A 19,473-nucleotide genomic window follows, 5' to 3' on the forward strand; every position below is an offset into this window, starting at 1 on the left:
GAAATATTAGCCAAGGCTCTTCTTACACACTTTTCTTCTGTTAACTTTCACAACTTCAATTAAATAAAAGGTTTATTATGGAATGTACCAAAATCAGGGCAACTCTTATGCTTAAGAAGTATTGCTTTTTACTTAGCTTTTTCACAGTGGGACTTATTGCAGCTGCCGATAAACCTATGAATGTAGTTTTTATTCTAGCCGACGACCTCGGCTGGAGTGATACGGAACTTTACGGCCAGACGAAGTTATATAAAACACCAAATATCATGCGCTTGGCTAAGATGGGCTGTACTTTTGATCGTGCTTATTCCAATTCCCCTTTGTGTTCCCCGACGCGTGCGAGTTTTCTGACAGGACAGACACCTGCGCGTCACGGTAGTACGCAGCCAAGGCATCATACGAAAACGGTTGCGCTGAAGGCAGAGTTGGCGAAAAAGGCGCGTCCAACCGAGAAGGCTCTTCCTGTGTCCACTGCTACGCGTTTGGATACGAATTTTCCCACCATCGGCAAAATGATGAAGCAGGCTGGTTATGAAACAGGACATTTCGGCAAGTGGCACCTAGGACCGGAGCCTTACAGCCCACTGCAACATGGTTTTGACGTGGATATACCGCATCATACCGGCGCGGGACCCGGCAAATCTTACGTGGCTCCCTGGAGTCAGGAACACATCAAGCCGAATTATGAGAAGGAGTATATTGAGGACCGCATGGTTGAGGAGTGCCTGAAATGGGTCGACGGCCTTTCCGGAGATAAGCCCTTCTTTATGAATTACTGGATGTTCTCGGTTCATGCTCCTTTCGATGCCAAGCAGGAGCTCATTGATAAATACAAAAAAGTCATCGACCCTAATAGTAAACAGAGGTCTGCTCTTTACGCGGCCATGGTGCAGTCATTGGATGACGCGGTAGGGGCATTGTTGGAAGGTCTAGAAAGTAGAGGACTTATGGATAATACGGTAATCATTTTCACTTCGGATAATGGCGGCAACATCTACAGTCAACTGGACGAAGGTATCGTGCCGACATCCAACTTCCCTCTTAGTGGCGGCAAGGCATCTATGTGTGAAGGCGGGGTTCGCGTTCCGTGTACGGTCGTTTGGCCGGGTGTGACAAAAGCAGGGAGTCGCAGTGATGAAATTGTTCAAACCTCTGACTTTTATACGACGATCATCAAGGGATCGGGCATTGCACTACCTGAGGGCCACGTTGTGGACGGCATAGATATCCGCCCTGCACTTAAGGGAGAGAAGCTCGACCGTAAAGCCATATTCACCTATTTCCCCTGTATCGTTCCTGTCCCCGAATGGCTGCCGCCTTCAATGTCGGTACATTCAGGAAAATGGAAGTTGGTACGCGTCTTTTTCGGAGGAGAAAATGGCGAACATGACTACAAACTCTATGACTTATCAAATGATATTGCAGAAGAGAATAACCTCGCGGACTCTAATCCTGAATTGCTGAAAAGACTTGATAATTTAATTGAAGCTTATTTGACTGAGACTAATGCCGTGACTCCAGTGCCGAATCCGGATTTTGATCCCAAGCAGTTTGATCCGACTGCGATTGGAAAGCGTCCTGCATCTAAGAAAAAAGGCCAGAAGGCGAAAAGCAAGAAGCCGACTCCTAAGAAAAATACACCCGCTAAACAGGTGTCCGCAGCGGCTAAAAAGCCCGCACTCGAGCAGCAGTTTACACGTCGTGATAAGAATAAGGATGGCAAGTTGGATTACAATGAGTTTATCGTTAAACCTGAACGTGATAATGAGAAATTAAAATCAAACTTCAATAAGAGAGATAGCAATAAAGATCGTTACCTATCACAGCAGGAATACGTGAAATAGAGGCTTGAAATAAGGGTGAATACCAATGGACTTTAATCAGAGAACTAGTGTGGCAAAACTATTAATTCTACAGGCGTTCACCTGTTTATCTGTGTGCATAGCTCAGACTCAGTCGAAATCAGCAGAAGCACCTGTTTCGGTTTTAAACGAAATGCGGCCCAAAACAACTCAGTCCGAATACCCAAATATAGTGTTGATTTATGCTGACGATTTGGGTTATGGTGATTTGAGCTCTTATGGAGCCACAAAAATTAAAACGCCGAATATCGATCGACTCGCAAAAAATGGGATCTTATTCACTGATGGTCATTCGACTTCGGCAACCTGCACGCCCTCACGCTATGCACTGCTCACGGGTGAATATCCGCTTCGTATTAACAACTACAGTCCCGTATTTTGTGCAGATCGTCTTATCATCGACACGAAAAAAACAACGATTGCGAGTCTTCTTAAACGCAAGGGCTACACCACTGCTTGTGTCGGCAAATGGCACCTCGGTTTTGGTGATAAGCCCAAACCGGATTGGAATAAGGAGCTTAAGCCGGGGCCTCTTGAACTCGGTTTTGATTACTTTTTCGGTTTGCCTGTGGTCAACTCTCATCCGCCCTTTGTTTACATGGAGAATCGCCGGATTCTTGGTTTGGATCCAAATGATCCCTTGACCTATAAGCGTGGAGGGAAAACTTATGGCAAAGCTTACGTGGGTAAACATACGAGTCCGCATCGTGGTATGCCGAGTGTTATTGGCGGCAAGGTGGCTCATGACCTCTATGTTGATGAACTTATTGGAGAGAAGTTGACTCAGAAGGCGCTGACCTGGATGAATCAGCAGGACAAGCCCTTTTTTCTTTATTATGCGAGTCACAATGTTCATCTTCCGATTACTCCGCACCCATATTTTCACGGGAAAAGCGAATGCGGGCTTCGTGGAGATTTTGTCGAAGAATTGGATTGGTCGGTTGGTCAGATCATTTCAGCTGTTGAGCGTTTTGGTGCTTTAGAGAATACCATTTTTATTTTCACCAGCGATAACGGCGCAATTATTAAGGGGAAAGACCAAGGCGATATCTTAGATCAGTTGGGGCATAAGCCCAACGGAAAACTTAAGGGCAGGAAATTCGGGGCCTGGGAGGCTGGTCATCGCGTCCCCTTTATTGTATCCTGGCCCAATAAGATTCCAGCGGGAAAAACTTCCGATGCGCTTATTGCCAATCTGGACCTCTTGCCGACTTTTGCGGCTATCACAGGACAGAAATTAGCTCCGCACGAAGCCAGAGATGGTTTTAATCAGCTGCCATTACTTTTGGGGAAAGACACCACTTCAGCTCGTAGTGAGTTGATAATTCAGCCCCATAAACGTTCACATAAATCATTGCGACAAGGTGATTGGGTTTACATTCCTGGAGCAGGGGATGGAGGCTGGGTCCCGGCGAAAAAAGGGGAACTTCCAAAACAGCTCTATAACCTAAAAGATGACCCCTATCAGCAGCAGAACCGAATTAATGATTTCCCCGAGAGAGCCGATGCCATGGCCTCGCACCTGAATAAATTAATGAAGCAATACGGTATGTCTGTCAACAAAATTATGAGTAAGAATAAAGCTAAGAAAAAGCAGAAGCAATGAATCAATTTTTGAGAAAGTTAGTCTTATTGAGTACTTTCGTGGCGGCTTCCCTTACTGCGGCGGAAAAACCCAATATCCTGATTATTTTTACAGATGATCAGGGCTATGCCGACTTGGGCTGTTTTGGCAGTGAAGAAAACCAGACTCCGGTACTCGATAAACTCGCAAAAGAGGGGACAAAGTTCACTTCTTTTTATGCTCAGCCCGTTTGTGGACCTTCGCGTTCAGCGCTGTTGACAGGACGCTACCCCGCACGTAGCAAAGGCTGGGGCATGCCTGCTTCAGAAATCACCTTTGCCGAAATGCTGAAAGAGACCGGTTATCAGACTGCCTGCGTCGGTAAGTGGGATGTGTCGAATCGCCAGCCAATCATCCCCCGCATGCCCAATGCGCAAGGTTTTGATTATTATTATGGTACGCTCGGAGGGAACGGCAGTGGAAAAATAGATTTATATGAGAACAACAAGAAGGAGCGAACCACGGAGGATATGGCGTCTCTTACGCGCCTCTATACCAATAAAGCCATTGATTTCCTTGAGAAGCAGCGCGATCCTGAAAAGCCGTTCATCCTCTACCTCGCTCACACGATGACACACACGGTGGTCGATGCCTCACCGAAATTTAAAGAAAAAACGGGCGACAACTTATATCGCGCGGCTGTCGAAGAGTTGGACTACGAAACAGGTCGCTTGCTCAACAAGCTTAATCAGCTTAATTTAAGCAAAAACACGCTAGTGATCTACACTAGCGATAACGGACCCTGGAATCAGCCAAAATATATTAATGGTGGTGCAAAAAACGACCATCCTGAGAATTCGATTTTCTGGGGCGATGCGGGTGAGTTTCGCGATGGCAAAGCATCAATTTGGGAAGGTGGCGCGCATGTGCCTTGCGTTATGCGCTGGCCCGGAAAAATAGCCGCGGGCAAAACCAATGACGGGCTGATGGCCACCATCGATTTTTTGCCGACTTTGGCTGCAGTGACGGGTGCAAAGATTCCTGATGAGCGCGTGATCGACGGCGTCAATCAGCTTGGTTTTATCTGCGGCAAATCTGAAACTGCGCGCGAAACCTACATCTATAATCCGGGCTCTGCATCGGTTCAGACCAAGCTTGTGCAAGGCAATGCGATTCGCGAGGGTAATTGGAAACTGATTTCTCCATTGACCGTTGGCTGGTTTCTTGAGGATGCGGGAACGGGCTCCTGGGAACTCTATAATCTAAAAGAGGATATTGGCGAAACGAAGAACTTGGCTAAGCAATATCCTGAAAAAGTTGAACATCTCAAAAAGTTACTGCAGTCCAGCGAGGCAAAATTTCCAAAAGTAAAGCCAAGACCCAAAGGAAAAGCCAAGACAAAGGCTAAACAGAAAAAAAAGAAAGGCAAGACTACTCCCTGAAATGACTGTCGACTAAGGGCAACATATAGACAAATGAATTATTTTAACTAGGTACACCACATGAAGAGTTTTACATCTTTTATGCTATTGGGCATTGTAGCTTTAGCTCAATGGCCACTTTCAAGTTTAGCCGCGGAGCAGGGCGAGGCTCAACCAAATATTATTATCATCTTTACCGATGATCAAGGCTATGCTGACCTTAGTTGCTTCGGCGGCACACATGTCAGCACGCCCCGAATTGACCAGATGGCAGCCGAAGGCGCAAAATTGACCAGCTTTTATGTGGCAGCACCGGTTTGCACTCCCTCGCGTGCGGCCTTGATGACAGGGACTTACCCCAAGCGCATTGATATGGCTAGGGGTTCCAATTTTGTCGTTCTGTTGGCGGGAGACAAAAAAGGTTTGAACCCTAAAGAAATCACCATTGCAGAAGTCCTCAAGGCGGTAGGATACAAAACCGGCATGTTCGGCAAGTGGCACCTTGGCGACCAGCCGGAGTTTTTACCCACGAGGCAGGGCTTTGACGAATTTTTTGGACTTCCCTATAGTCACGACATTCATCCGTACCACCCGCAACAAAGCCACTTCAAGTTTCCTTCTTTACCCTTACTCGATGGAGAAGAAGTAATAGAGATGGACCCCGATGCAGATTATTTAACCAAGCGTTTCACTGAACGTGCCGTGCAGTTTATCGAAAAGAATAAGGATCAACCATTTTTTCTCTACATGCCACACCCAATTCCGCATACACCACTGCATGCTTCCCCCGCTTACATGAAGGACTTGCCGGAGGAAATTAAAGCAAAATTGAGTAAGGAAAATAATTACATTGATTATAAGACTCGTACTCAGCTTCTATCTCGAGCCATCGGCGAAGTAGACTGGTCTGTGGGGCAGATTCTTGATGCTCTTAAAAAGAATGGCATTGACGATAATACGATAGTTATTTTTAGCTCGGATAATGGTCCGGCAATAGGTAAGGCTACTCCTTTGAGGGGAAGAAAAAATCAAACTTTAGAAGGAGGAATGCGCGTTCCCACCGTCATTCATTGGCCGGGTAAGATTCCTGCCGGTATTGCTAACGATGAAATCATGACCACGATGGATCTTTTGCCAACTTTTGCGAAATTAGCAGGTGCAGAAATCCCCTCCGACCGCGTTATTGACGGCAAGGATATTTGGGCGGTGATAAGAGGTGAAGAGAAATCACCGCATCAGGCATTCTTCTATCATAAAGGGAATACCCTTGAAGCGGTGCGCTCCGGTAAGTGGAAGATGCACCTTAAAAAGCAGGGTAAAGCGAAGAAAACAAAAACACTTCTTTATGATCTGGAACAAGATATTGGTGAAAGCAAAGATGTATCGAAAGCTCACCCTGAAGTCGTCGAGCGCTTAGCTGGCTATATAACAGATTTTGAGAAGGAGTTAAATCTGAATAAAAGACCGGCTGCTTTTGTCGATAAGCCCAAGCCACTGCAAAAAAGTAATTGATTAAAGTGTTGTAAAATCATAAAAAAAAGGCTCGAGGAACGCAGCATGACTGACGTCAAAATGAGTTTTAAAAAGAAAAAATTTAAATAAGGGAATAAATAATGAATAGATTTTTAAGAAGGTTTTTATTACTGAGTGTTCTCGTCTCGGCACCCCTTACTGCGGCGGAAAAACCCAATATCCTCATCATATTTACCGACGACCAAGGCTATGCCGACCTGGGCTGTTTTGGCAGTGAAGAAAATCAGACACCGGTACTCGATAAACTCGCAAAAGAGGGGACAAAGTTCACTTCTTTTTATGCTCAGCCCGTTTGTGGACCTTCGCGTTCAGCGCTATTGACGGGACGTTACCCGGCACGCAGTAAAGGCTGGGGCATGCCTGCTTCTGAAATCACTTTTGCTGAAATGCTGAAAGGGGCCGGTTATCAAACGGCTTGCGTCGGTAAGTGGGACGTTTCTAATCGCAGAGCTATTATCGAACGAATGCCCAATGCTCAGGGTTTTGATTACTATTTTGGTGGTCTCGGTGCCAATGATAGTGGAAAAATGAAACTACATGAAAATAACGAACTCATTGGTGAAACAGAAGACATGGCGGGGATCACGCGGCTCTATACTGACAAAGCCATTGATTTTCTCAAGAATAAGCGCGATTCAGAAAAGCCTTTTTTGCTCTACCTCTCTCATACCATGATGCACACGATTATCGATGCCTCACCGCAATTTAAGGATAAAGTGGGGGATAATCTCTACCGTGCGGTTGTGGAAGAATTTGATTACGAGACTGGGCGTCTACTCTCTACACTTGATCAGCTTGGTGTGAAAGACAACACTCTCATTATTTATACGACTGATAATGGTCCATGGAATCAGCCAAAGTATTATGAAAATAAAAAGGGGCATCCGGAGAATTCCATTTTTTGGGGTGACGCCGGCCCCTTTCGCGATGGCAAAGCATCTATTTACGAAGGTGGCATTCGCGTTCCCTGCATCATGCGTTGGCCGGGAAAAATTGCGGCTGGAAAAACGGATGATGGGCTCATGGCCACCATCGATTTACTGCCGACTTTTGCGGCCTTGACGGGGGCAAAGGTTCCTGACGATCGCCTGATTGATGGTGTTAATCAACTGGATTTTATCTGCGGCAAAAGCGACACCGCGCGTGAATTCTATATCTACAACCCGGGTTCGGCATCTGTTCAAAAAGATATCCTTTTGGGCAATGCGATTCGCGAAGGGGATTGGAAAGTGATTTCACCTTTGAAAGTAGGGCGATTTCTAGAGGATGGCGGCACGGGTGAATGGGAACTCTATAACCTTAAAGAGGATAGGGGAGAAACCAAGAATTTAGCTAAGCAATATCCCGAAAAACTCGATCGTCTTAAACGGAAACTTGAGTCTGAGGATGCGATTTATTCAATAGTACAACCAAGAAAAAAGTCTAAGAAAAAGAAACCAAAGAAAGCCAAGCCTACTCCCTAAAAGGCGATCGACTCAAATGATTATTTCAGTAAGTTGAAAGTGTAGGCTTTCTATGCCATGCCTTCGGCATTCAATTATATTATTATCCAATCATAGCCAAGGCTGACGCCATTGGGCTGAAATATGCCATGCCTTCGGCATTCAATTAGAGTCCCAAAGGGACGATATAGTACAGCCTGGCACGAAAGTGCTAGGTACGTAGATAAAACAAAAACCTGAGTTCCAAGAGGACAACATATTGTTAAAAATAAACAATCAATGTTAACAACATGATAAGGATATTTTAATATCCGTCTTGCTGATAAAGCTTCTGATTCCACAAAGAGATAATGATGACTTCCAAAAAAATATCGTTAAAAAGCTTAGAGGTAGTCATAACTAAATCATTGAGGACAATTATGGATGAAGTTTTTAAAGTTCATCCTGAAGTGCAAGCTAAGAATTTGGCTTTAAAAATAATCTTAATATTTCAGTGTAAAAAAATAAAAAGGAAAAAAAACTATGATTAAATTAATCATATCATCAATACTTTGTTCAACATTATTCCTTTCATCTTGTACATCTAGTGATAACCACTCTACGCAAGATGAAAAAATCATACCCGCTTTAGCAAATACCAATACAATGACATCACTTGTAACCAATAATTCTGCTAAATTTATTATTCCTATCGAACATACTGATTTAATTACATGGAATAAAAAAACAACTGAAGATAACCACCTCGAATATGACTGTCAAATAAGAATTAATAATTACGATTTTGGGTTCTCGAAGTTCAAGTACCCAGGAGATGAAGAACGAATCTCATCAATTATTAAACTCTTAAAGAACGGGCAAGCATCTGTATGGAAAAGAGATCAAAACGGTGCAGAAGTAATTCGTAGTAATAATGTTCAGGTTACATATCAAAAGCCAAATATTATTATTGATATCACAGACCCAAAAACATATAAAAACATTTTTATGAATAAACCCAAAAAATATGAATTATCAATTTCAGGATTTAAATCTAAAATCAAATCTAAATCAGCAATAATAACATATAAACAGCAGTAAATACCGATACAAGAGGTCGAACTGTTACCATTAGTTAATGGAAAATGTGATCCATTTTCCATCACAACAGTTACAGCTCACTCCTAGAGTTATGTCCAAATGAAAACTGCGAAGCTGTACTTTCATCCTTACCTTGGAAAATCATCATAGAGCCCAAATTATATAGGTTCATCGACTTCTTTATTCCAGTATTAGCGGCTACCCGCAGGTATATCGTTGCTTAGGTCCTTTTCGGGATGGCAAAGCAGTATCCTGAAAAGTTAGATCGTCTTAAACGTAAACTTGAGTCTGAGGATGAGATTTATTCATTAGTAAAACCAAGAAAAAAGTCTAAGAAAAAGAAACCAAAGAAAGCCAAGCCTACTCCCTAAAAGGCGATCGACTCAAATGATTATTTCAGTAAGTTGAAAGTGCAGTCTTTCTATGCCATGCCTTCGGCATTCAATTATATTATTATCCAATCATACCCAAGGCTGACGCCATTGGTCTGAAATATGCCATGCCTTCGGCATTTAATCAGAGTCCCAAAGGGACGGTATAGTACAGCCTGGCACGACAGTGCTAGGTATGCAGGTAAAACAAAAGTTTGAGTTCCAAGAGGACAACATATTGTTAAAAATAAACAATCAATGTTAACAACATGATAAGGATATTTTAATATCCGTCTTGCTGATAAAGCTTCTGATTCCACAAAAAGATAAAGATGCTTTAGAAAAAATATCGTTAAAAAGCTTAGAGGCAGTCATAACTAAATCATTGACGACAATTATGGATTAAGTTTTTAAAGTTCTAACTAAAGAAAATATTTAAAGGGAAAAAATGGATATCTTAGCGATTCTTGTAATTATATTATTAGGCACTTCAGGTTTTTTATTTAAACGAAGAGTTATTATTAATGGTACAGAAGTTATCATTAAAAATAATCCTTTTGGAATTGAGACAATCCTAATAGATGGAACTGAAGAAGTCTCAAAATTTTCAGTAACAGGTGGAGTATACAATTTTACTATAGGTGAGTCTAAAGTAGAAGTTGATTATTTCTACCGCTTAGGAGGCCTAGCTATTGGGGTCACTATACGAAAAGATGGCGAAGTTTATTACTCAGACAAGTAGAACCATTAGATGCACCTGTTACTCGAGTACCTCGAGTACAGGTGATCTAGGACGTTAGGTCACACTAATTATAAATAAAAAAGAGAACGATTATGAAAGCAAAATTATTAATAGGTTTAACGACCTTATCAATTGTGACAGGATGTACATCATCTTTAGAAAAGAGAATATCTAAACTTGAACAAGCTACTATAAAAGAGCATGATGACCCAAAAATAGAAAAATTATTATCTCAATTAACTGCAGCTTCTTATTACTCTAGTTATAAACCCACTAAAAACGATATTTTAACAGCCTTAGGCTTATTAAAAGAAAAAAGTTCAGTCCCACAAATTATTGCTTTAGCAAAAGTATCCGATAATCGACACTTTAGATCCCAAGCATATAAAGTTTTAGGGTGGATTCAGGATGAACGCTCTATTGATTATTTAAAACATTCAATGAAAAACGATTCATATATACATGCTAGACGTAGTGCTGCTTATGCATTAGAGCAGATTACAGGTGAAAAATATTTAACAGAGGAAAATGGCTTTGAAGACGAATCGACAATATTAAAAAAGTATCTAGAAATGAGAAAAAAAGATCAATCGGAAAAATAATAATACCGCAAAACATCTAACAAAAAGATCAACCTAATGTGGGACTTCCGCTGCGATCCAGCACCATATAGCTTATCTAAGACGTTATGAGCTAAAAAAAGTAAATTTATAAAGATGATTCCAAACGATTTGGGAGCTTCAAAACAAGGGAGTCTTTCATAAATTTGGAGTGTGAAATATAGAGTTAGTCAGTTGGGATTTTTCAGAAACCAAACCTAATATAAAACTTGAAGGTCTATGAAGAAAACTAAATTTTCCTCATAGCAGTTGATGACCTCAATGATTGGATAGGAGTCCTTGGTGGTTACCCCCATGAAAAAACACCAAACATTGATCGTCTAGCAAACCGGGGAATGCTTTTTACAAATGCTCATTGTCAGTCACCTGTTTGTGGCCCTTCAAGAGAGAGCATGATGTCATCTCTGGACCCAAGTAACACAGGTATTTATTTTTTAGGCCCGGGTTTGAAAGAATCGCCAAGGACGAAAAATCATCTAGTCATGCCCAGTCGCTTTGAAGACGAAGGCTATCAGCTAAGTACTGCAGGTAAGCTATATTGCGGACTTCGCTAATCGAGAGAGGTATTTATTATAAATAGCAGTGTTTTTATAGCTTGTTGTCATTTTTTATCGATTCAAACTAATTATAGTTAATGAGAATTTTAAGCTAGGAACATTAAATGAAACGTTTCATACTATTGGGTATTGTAGCCCTAGGCCTTTTACCATTAACAAGTTTCGCCTCGCAGAAAGGCGTAAATCCACCAAATATTATTGTTATTGTAACTGACGACCACGGTTATGCCGACTTCGGTGCCTATGAAGGTTCCTCTCCGGACTTAAAGACCCCCCATTTAGATGCTCTTGCTAAAAATGGTGCCGTCGTCACAAATGGCTACTCGACTGCACCACAGTGTACGCCTTCACGAGCTGCTATAAGTACCTCCAGGTATCAAACTCGATTTGCTTTGGATGATAATGATTTAGCGCCTATGGATATCAATGAAACGACCATTGCAGAAAAGTTAAAAGATGCCGGCTATACAACGGGTTTTGTAGGAAAATGGCATTTAAACCCAAATAGACTCAGTACGCTTTGGATGAAAGATCATTATTCCGAGGGACTGAAACAAAAAAAGGTGCGTATCCCCGAAAATATAAGTCGTCCGTACTTCCCTATGAGCCGTGGTTATAGTGATTACTATGATGGTGCACTGTCCACTTATTTAAGAAATTATGACTTGCAGGGCAAGGCCATAAAACATCAACGCGAAGTGGATAAAAAAACTTTTCGCGTCGATAAGCAAACTGATGCAGCCTTAGCTTTCCTAGATAAAAATCATAACAAGCCCTTTTTTCTGCACCTCAATTACTACGCACCTCACGTACCCATGGAAGTCGTTAAAAAGCATTTTGATCGTTTCCCCGGTGAAATGACGGAACGTCGCCGTTGGGGCTTAGCCTCTTTAGCGGCCATTGACGATGGCATTGGCGCTGTCATGGAATCTTTGAGAAAATATAAAATCGAAGAGAATACGATTGTTTTTTACTTTGCCGACAATGGCGCACCACTGAAAATCAAAAAGGAAGATCTGCCCTTTAATGCTGCAGGGGGCTGGTCCGGTTCTCTAAATGGTGAACTTGTCGGTGAAAAGGGAATGATTTCAGAAGGGGGCGTGCGTGTGCCATACCTCGTGTATTGGAAGGGCAAAATTCCTGCACAAGTTTACCACAAACCGGTGAGTACCATGGATGCAGGTGCTACCGCTTTAGCACTTGCCGGCGTAACAGTTAAAAAAGGCGAGCTCGATGGTGTGGATCTCATGCCGTATTTATCGAAGAAGAATAAGTCAAATCCCCATGAATACCTCTATTGGAGATTTTGGGGGCAGTCAGCCATTCGTTCAGAGAAGTGGAAGTTTTTTGAGTTGGAAAATGGCGTGCAGATGCTTTTTGATATGACTGATCCCCTGCCGGAAAGAATAAACCTGATCAAAAGCCACCCCGAATTAGCAGCAAATTTACAAAAGAAATTAGCCACTTGGAGGAACCAGCAGAAGCGCCCGGGTTTTATTCATAAGTTTCATCGGGAAGCTAAAGCCTTTGATCATTATTTTAATTTCAAAAAATAACTTAATTCCATCCGCTTATGAGTATAAGCCTGTAATATATTTCCAGCTCAGTACAATAATATTTACAGAGACATCTTAGTGTATCGAAACCTCAAGAATGTACTTAGGAATAATTGTAAATAGTTCAAGCTTTAAAACGGGAGGTGATAGATGGAATTACTAATCTGTATACTACTAATCATTATGATGATGCAGATCGGCTTTATGCATTCAGATCAAAAGAAGAGTTTTATGCTGATCTTCAAGGCTATGGACCCTGACCCTAAATTATTTTTACCGCGAAATATCATAAATTTAGTGGAAGAGGGGCAAGATATGAAAGCCCTCAAAGAAATTAAAAAACATACCGGTTTTGATATACTCGAATCGAAAAATATTCTGATGAGACTCAAAGCGGAGCAGATTAAAAATTCCTAATAACAGGAATTTCCGGGTGTTCAATGGCCTGCATAACAGTTGTGCCGCCGAAGGTGGCGAACTATGCGCCTTTCGTTCACTCTCGAGGGTTTAGGGTTGTAAGTTCGACATATTCAGCCTTATGTCGGTGCGTTGCACCTTATATGTATTTTTCATTCAAACCTACACCACACGCTATTATCTTTCGGTGTGTTGCACACCTAAAAAGCAACAGTATTCGCCTTAATTGGACGAAATAAGTTCCAGTGTGACACGGCGCACTTCTATGACTTGCTTACCTGTCATGGTATCAGCCGACAGAATAACTTGCGCACGGCCCGCATCGATATCCATTTCACCGAGTGTGATTTTCTTCCACGGCTTTTCTAATTCACCGGCTCTTTTTGCTCTGTCATGCGCTGGGAAAAGTTCCGGATCAAATGCCCTTGTAATTTTGGAACTTATTGATGCTTTACCGGTGCTGATTTTTATGGTGGCACCCACATCTTTTTCCGGTACGACATAATCTAAAGAGACTTTATAGCGCCCTGAGGTGATCACATTTATATCCCAGGTGATTTTATCTTTTGGATTAGTCCAGTTTACGATCCAGTCATGGGCAAATCCTCTGCCATTAAACTTTAGCTTGCCTTGCAGTTTGGCCTCTACCGCTTGCAGGTAAGTGGCTGGAAATTCTTTATATCCAACCGGGATAGTGGTGTTTGGCTCCCAGCCTGCTGACACGTCTTTCAACCATTCAATATACGCAGCTTTCAATTCATCGAAGATTTTTTTCTTACTCTTCTTGAGATCCTTTTCCTGCCCAGGATCGTTTATCATATCATATAAACCTTCCTCCCCGCGGCTAAGGACATATCTATACTGATTGCTTCGCGCGGCACCGGCCCCAGAACCAGGTGTCATATTTGTTCCTGGACCTTGAGTAAATATCAATCTTTCAGGCCAAGCTGGTGCCTTGGGTGTCTTTGAGCTTGATATCAAAGACGTCAAACTGCGGCCGTCCAGCTTATTAGGTAAGTCAACATTGACGCCCGCAAGCTCCATCAAGGTCGGCAGAACATCAATATGGGCAGCCAAATCGTGGATTGTGCGGCCTTTTGCTATTTTACCTGGCCAGCGTATAAAAAACGGCACTCTTACTCCACCTTCATCAACTGAGCCTTTAGATCCTTTCATGCCCCCGTTAAATCTGGTCGGTGAATTGGGGCCGTTATCTGTTAAAAAGATAACTATGGTATTATCAGTAAGATTCAGGTCATCCAGTATTTTAAGAAGACGACCAATATTATCATCGAGATTTTCAATCATGCCGTATGCAGCAGAATGAGCCGCACTATATCCTTTTGCGGCAAATTCATCATAATATTTGTCTTCTACCTGATAAGGGGCATGCGGTGCATTATAAGGGATGTAGGCAAAAAAGGGCTTATCCTGCTGCTTTTCAATCCAGTCTATAGCCCTGTCTGTCAACACATCCGTGATAAATCCCTTTGTTTTTACAAATGTTTTATTATGATCCAGTGTTGCGTCAAAGAAATCACCAATGTGACCGGCACAAAAACCGAAATATTCATCAAAGCCCTGTCCTGGGGGATTATTTGGGTAGTGCTCACCGTTATGCCATTTGCCAAACAATCCTGTTTCATAACCCTGGGCTTTAAAGACTTCTGCAATAGTGGCTTCCTCTGATCGCATAATCTCTAATCCTCTGGATACCTGTACAACGCCAGTACGAATATGATAGCGACCGGTTAATAAACTGGCTCGGGTCGGGGCGCATACATTTGAGACAAAAAAGTTCTCAAACCTTGTGCCATCCTCTGCCAACTGATCCAGATGAGGTGTGTCAATCATCCGGTTACCGTGGGAACTGATATCGCCGTATCCCTGATCATCCGTTAGGATCAAAACTATATTTGGTTTATCTTCAGCAAGCGCTGCAGGCGATAGTGCAAAGGCACATAAACCAAGCCATTTTATAAAAACTTTTTTCATATCTTATTTCTTTTTCTTCTTATTTTTATTTCGTTGCTGCCTTTGTTTTTCCTGTTCAATGCGTTGTTGCTCAGGCATTAATTCAGCTCTCGAAGGAAATTCGCTTTTTAACATGCTGATCATTTTTTTAGGTTGTTCTTTAACCTGATACATAGCTAATACAGGGTCTGAATGTTCGGTCATCCAGCTGACAAGCTTTGCTCGATATTCATTTATTTTTTCCTTATACTCTGGATTATTGATCAAGTTATTGATGCAATGAGGATCGGCTTTTAGATCATAGAACTCTTCTATTACTCGTTCGCGATGCATCCTAAGCCTTTCTAATTGCGCTTTGTCGCCGGATTCTTTCATTTTTTTAGTGATCAGACCTTCATTGGCATTTTTGTAATTTGCCCCTGATCTGCTCCATGGATTAAAGATATAGCCAAACTCGCGGTCCTGAATTGCCCGCATGGGAGTAGCAGGTCCACCGCCATTTAAATAATCAACCTGAGTATAAACATGAGAGCGATTTGCCTGTTTTTCTCCCTTTAATAGTGGTAAAATAGAACGGCCATCAACAGATTTTGGTATATCAAGTCCAAGTGCATCGAGCACAGTAGGGAAGAAGTCGATAGCACTAATAAAATCGGTTTTATTCACGTAGGAGGTTTTTATCTTGCCCGCCGGCCATTGTACTAACCAAGGGGTTTTTGAGCTTGCCAGGTAAGTATTGGCTTTCGCAAAAGGAAAAGCGGAGCCATTATCTGATAAAAATAATACCAAGGTATTTTTCGCAAAGCCCGACTCATTTAAGGCTTGCATGACCTTGGCGAAGGTATCGTCTAAACGACGCACGGAATTATAATAATGGCTCAATTCCATCCTGACCTGCGGTGTATCAGGTAAATACTTAGGCACAATAACCTCATCCGTGCCAAATAATTTGGATGGTTCTTCGGCTGCTTTTATTGGCTTCTTGGGGTTGTGATATGGACGATGGGGATCATGAGAGTTAACCATGAAATAAAAGGGTTTATTCTCTGTTTTGCTGCGCTTAAAAAATTCTTTACAATACTGATAATACCTTTGTGGCGAACGTCCCATACCTAACTCGTTTATAACACGAGTATAATCCCATTGATACGCCAAGTCCGGTGTCGAATGGGGGACTTTACCAAGTATTCCTGTAAGGTAACCCTGATTAGACAAGGTTTGCGTTACGGTAGCAGAGCGTTTTTTCATGTGAAAGAAGCCCATCATACCACTGTTTATCCCATACTTTCCAGTAGTGAGTATGGCACGGCCCGGTTGACATATAGGGGTGTTAATATGGGCATTTTGGAACTGGAACCCCTGCTTGGCAAAGCGATCCAGGTTAGGGGTTAGATCGGGAAGATCAGCATCCAGTGTCAAGCTGCCAATGGCTTCATAACCGAGGTCATCAGCAGTGATTAACAGGACATTGGTTTTACCATCATTTGCCCAGGATAGTCCACTTGTAAACAGTAATAAAGTGATGATAAAAAGTTTAGAATAATTCATAATAAGATCCCTTGATAATTAATTCGCAGCTTAGTTACGGGCTTTCATATCAGCTTCCATTCTGGCTTTTCTTTCGGCATCACGTTTACGCAATACCTTCCAGGGGTTGATATCGTATTGAGGGATATCCTTAACTTCATATTTTTCTCTTAGATTAGCTAATTCTTTTTTAAGCTTAGCTATAGTAGATGCATACTCGGGATTAGCATATTCACTCTTCATTTCGGAAGGGTCTGTTTTCAAATCATAAAATTCCCATTCTTCACCATTTGGCACATCTTTACCATAAAAACGCATGAGCTTATAGCGTTTATCAGACACACCTTCATGGCGATGTACAGAGTGCCAGCCGGGGTATTCATAGTAGTGATAATAAAGATGAGTGCGCCAATCATCAGGAGTTTTACCTTTCATTAGTGGCACGAGACTTTCGCCTTGCATGTCGGCCGGTATTGGAAGTCCTGCCAGGTCCAGGAAGGTTTCAGCAAAATCAATATTTTGCACCAAATCTTCATTGCGGGTTTTGGCTTTAATCACACCAGGCCACCTAGCGAGTAGAGGAGTGCGATAGGACTCTTCATACATGAATCGTTTATCAAACCAGCCATGCTCACCGAGGTAGAAGCCCTGATCGGATGAATACATAACGATGGTATTTTTATCCAGGCCGGATTCAGCCAGTTGGTCGAGGATCTTACCTATATTTTCATCCACGCCGGCAATACAGGCCAGGTAGTCACGCATGTACATTTGGTACTTCCATTTAACAAGTGCTTTACCTGTTAGAGCGTTCTTCTTTAAAAATTCTTTGCGCGGTGATTGATTACTTTTTAAATCACCGACCATATTCATTGAATGTTCAATATTCATATCTTGATATTTCGCAGCTGTGCCACGCCCCTGGTAATCATCAAAGAGGGTGTCGGGTTCCGGAAAAGTCATGGTACTGAACTTCTTTTTCCAACGGGTAGTTGGCTGCCAGCTGCGATGAGGTGCCTTGAAATGCACCATCAACATAAAGGGTTTACTCTTATCACGCTCGTTATTCATCCAGTTGAGTGCACGACGGGTAATTACATCACTTGAGTGCTCACCTGGATAGATTGTTTTCCCTGTTTCAGTAACAAATTCAGGGTCCCAATATTTCCCTTGGCCCGGTAAGACTTCCCAGTAATCAAAGCCCTGCATTTTACCGGGAAGATGGATTTTACCAATCATTGCAGTTTGATAACCTCCTTTTTGCAAGAGCTTCTGGAACTGTTGCTGATTGTGATCAAAGCCCTTAGCGTTATCAACCTTGCCATGGAGGTGACTGTGCTTGCCGGTGAGCAAAGTGGCACGACTGGGGGCACATATTGAGTTGCCGACGTAAGCTCTTTTAAATATCATGCCTTCTTTAGCAAGTCGATCGATATTTGGGGTTAAATTATAGGACTCGAGAAGGCCACCATAAGCACCAATAGCCTGAGTGGCATGATCATCAGAAAACATCCAGACAATATTAGGTCGAATTTTTTCTGCAGCCACTTGACTGCAAAGGCTTAATAATAGCAGTGAAATGATTGTTTTATACATATAGAATAGTTCCTTTAAAAATTAGGGTTAATAAGGCTTTTCGTGTGCGTCCTACACTCAAAATATTTTAAATCTTCTCCAGTTAAAATAGGCTACAGAAAGGGTGGGGGGCTACTGCAGGAGCTATTTGACCGTTGCGCCCCGAGCGGTAAAACTGTCGAGAATGAGCTTTTTAGAAGCGAGAACGCCTTCAATTGGTTTGAGTTTTCTACCTTCCCATTCAATGGCGATATAACCTTTGTAGTCGGAAGCGGAAATTATTTTTGCCAAACGGTCATAATCAAAATCGGGCTGTCGGCCCTTATCATCGAAACTGTGCATCTTCGCAGATATTGTTTTGGCATAAGGTAGCATGGCTTGGGTACCGTCGTAAACGTTGTTTTTCAACTTACCAAAGTCCGGCATCAGTGTTAGATAAGGGTGCTTAACTTTCTTATAAACCTCGGCGAGAAATGCCCCTTTCATGCTCAGTGCAGAAGATCCCGGTTCAATGGCAATGATAAGCTTGTGTTTTGCCGCTTCATCGCACAGAAGTTTAAGCGTTTCAACGGAATTCTCCAGACTGTCGGCTCTGAGGAAAACACGCAGGTAAGTACAACCCAGCACCTGAGCTCTTTTTAATGAAGGGATCAATCTTTTGACAGAGCCTTTCATATTAGATTTTCTCGAGTCGACGCTCCCGGCCATGAGTAAAAATAAATGGCTCCCGGCTTGTTCAGAGCGCTTTCTCAAGCTCTCCATATAAGACATGTCATTGAGCTTATCTTTGGGGAGGCCACCTTCCCATAAATCAATGGCGTTAATGCCAAAATTATCGGCGCTAAATGCCGGGAAATCGAGCGGATCTAGACTTTTGTTTTTAAACATGGCTCTCAGCGAATATTGCGATAAAGCAAACTTAAAGCGCTCTTTGTCAGTATTGTTTGTCGAGGCGAGGCTTTCAAAAGATGTCATGGAGGCGATTCCGCCAACAAGCGCAGTCTGGGCAATAAAGTTTCGTCTGTTCATTTCTAATTTTCCTTTAGAGTTTTTCAGAAATTGTTTATAAGTATAATCATCGTGAAAACGCATAAAATTACAAGATATAGAAAAAAGTTTTATTTTTAAGGGGGGATAAAAACGATGGAACCATCTCATCCCATGGAGAAATGACGATTCTTCGTAGAAGCCTACAAGGAACTAAACACAAAAAAGGATGAACCGTTTTTAAT

The 19,473-nt window shown here is 42.2% G+C and carries 15 protein-coding genes; 11 read left to right on the plus strand and 4 right to left on the minus strand.

Translation table 11 applies throughout. The annotated features are described in order from the left end of the window. Positions 1-107: 107 nt before the first annotated feature. The 11 genes from LNTAR_RS13250 to LNTAR_RS13295 all read left to right on the plus strand — a co-directional run bounded on the left by LNTAR_RS13250 (position 108) and on the right by LNTAR_RS13295 (position 13,165). The gene (locus LNTAR_RS13250; protein WP_007279220.1) at positions 108-1,844 is read left to right on the plus strand and encodes a sulfatase; all 1,737 of its coding nucleotides are present in this window, start codon (positions 108-110) and stop codon (positions 1,842-1,844) included. Between the two features lie 49 nt (positions 1,845-1,893). Beyond that, positions 1,894-3,468 carry a sulfatase family protein gene (locus LNTAR_RS13255; protein WP_162026398.1) on the plus strand — a complete coding sequence of 525 codons (1,575 nt, stop codon included), beginning with the start codon at positions 1,894-1,896 and terminating at the stop codon, positions 3,466-3,468. Beyond that, positions 3,465-4,868 (plus strand): sulfatase family protein, encoded by a 1,404-nt coding sequence (locus tag LNTAR_RS13260; protein WP_007279222.1) that lies wholly within the window; start codon positions 3,465-3,467, stop codon positions 4,866-4,868. The genes LNTAR_RS13255 and LNTAR_RS13260 overlap by 4 nt, the downstream gene beginning before the upstream one ends. Positions 4,869-4,928: 60 nt before the next feature. After that, on the plus strand, positions 4,929-6,359 hold the full coding sequence (locus tag LNTAR_RS13265) for a sulfatase family protein (protein WP_007279223.1): 1,431 nt from the start codon (positions 4,929-4,931) through the stop codon (positions 6,357-6,359). A 101-nt stretch (positions 6,360-6,460) separates the two neighbouring features. Beyond that, on the plus strand, positions 6,461-7,843 hold the full coding sequence (locus tag LNTAR_RS13270) for a sulfatase family protein (RefSeq protein ID WP_007279224.1): 1,383 nt from the start codon (positions 6,461-6,463) through the stop codon (positions 7,841-7,843). Positions 7,844-8,344: 501 nt separating this feature from the next. Beyond that, positions 8,345-8,902 (plus strand): hypothetical protein, encoded by a 558-nt coding sequence (locus LNTAR_RS13275; protein WP_007279226.1) that lies wholly within the window; start codon positions 8,345-8,347, stop codon positions 8,900-8,902. Positions 8,903-9,721: 819 nt separating this feature from the next. Next, positions 9,722-10,015, plus strand: a complete 294-nt coding sequence (locus tag LNTAR_RS13280) for a hypothetical protein (RefSeq protein ID WP_007279228.1) — start codon at positions 9,722-9,724, stop codon at positions 10,013-10,015. A 92-nt stretch (positions 10,016-10,107) separates the two neighbouring features. Next, positions 10,108-10,617 (plus strand): HEAT repeat domain-containing protein, encoded by a 510-nt coding sequence (locus LNTAR_RS13285; protein ID WP_007279229.1) that lies wholly within the window; start codon positions 10,108-10,110, stop codon positions 10,615-10,617. 260 nt (positions 10,618-10,877) lie between these two features. Next, the gene (locus LNTAR_RS26675) at positions 10,878-11,189 is read left to right on the plus strand and encodes a sulfatase-like hydrolase/transferase (protein ID WP_274377946.1); all 312 of its coding nucleotides are present in this window, start codon (positions 10,878-10,880) and stop codon (positions 11,187-11,189) included. A 107-nt stretch (positions 11,190-11,296) separates the two neighbouring features. After that, positions 11,297-12,748, plus strand: a complete 1,452-nt coding sequence (locus LNTAR_RS13290; protein WP_007279230.1) for a sulfatase family protein — start codon at positions 11,297-11,299, stop codon at positions 12,746-12,748. A 150-nt stretch (positions 12,749-12,898) separates the two neighbouring features. Continuing rightward, on the plus strand, positions 12,899-13,165 hold the full coding sequence (locus LNTAR_RS13295; protein WP_007279231.1) for a hypothetical protein: 267 nt from the start codon (positions 12,899-12,901) through the stop codon (positions 13,163-13,165). 222 nt (positions 13,166-13,387) lie between these two features. On the opposite strand, the gene LNTAR_RS13300 is transcribed toward LNTAR_RS13295, so the two are convergent. From LNTAR_RS13300 to LNTAR_RS13315, 4 genes are all read right to left on the minus strand, one after another. Beyond that, positions 13,388-15,160 carry an arylsulfatase gene (locus LNTAR_RS13300; protein WP_007279232.1) on the minus strand — a complete coding sequence of 591 codons (1,773 nt, stop codon included), beginning with the start codon at positions 15,158-15,160 and terminating at the stop codon, positions 13,388-13,390. 3 nt (positions 15,161-15,163) lie between these two features. Further along, positions 15,164-16,687: a sulfatase family protein gene (locus LNTAR_RS13305; RefSeq protein WP_007279233.1), complete on the minus strand. Its 1,524-nt coding sequence runs from the start codon at positions 16,685-16,687 to the stop codon at positions 15,164-15,166. 30 nt (positions 16,688-16,717) lie between these two features. Continuing rightward, complete coding sequence (locus LNTAR_RS13310) at positions 16,718-18,262, minus strand: sulfatase family protein (RefSeq protein ID WP_007279234.1); 1,545 nt, start codon at positions 18,260-18,262, stop codon at positions 16,718-16,720. 123 nt (positions 18,263-18,385) lie between these two features. Continuing rightward, positions 18,386-19,270: a sugar phosphate isomerase/epimerase family protein gene (locus LNTAR_RS13315; protein ID WP_007279235.1), complete on the minus strand. Its 885-nt coding sequence runs from the start codon at positions 19,268-19,270 to the stop codon at positions 18,386-18,388. Positions 19,271-19,473: the final 203 nt, after the last annotated feature.

The organism is Lentisphaera araneosa HTCC2155, from assembly GCF_000170755.1.
GTDB classification, from domain to species: domain Bacteria; phylum Verrucomicrobiota; class Lentisphaeria; order Lentisphaerales; family Lentisphaeraceae; genus Lentisphaera; species Lentisphaera araneosa.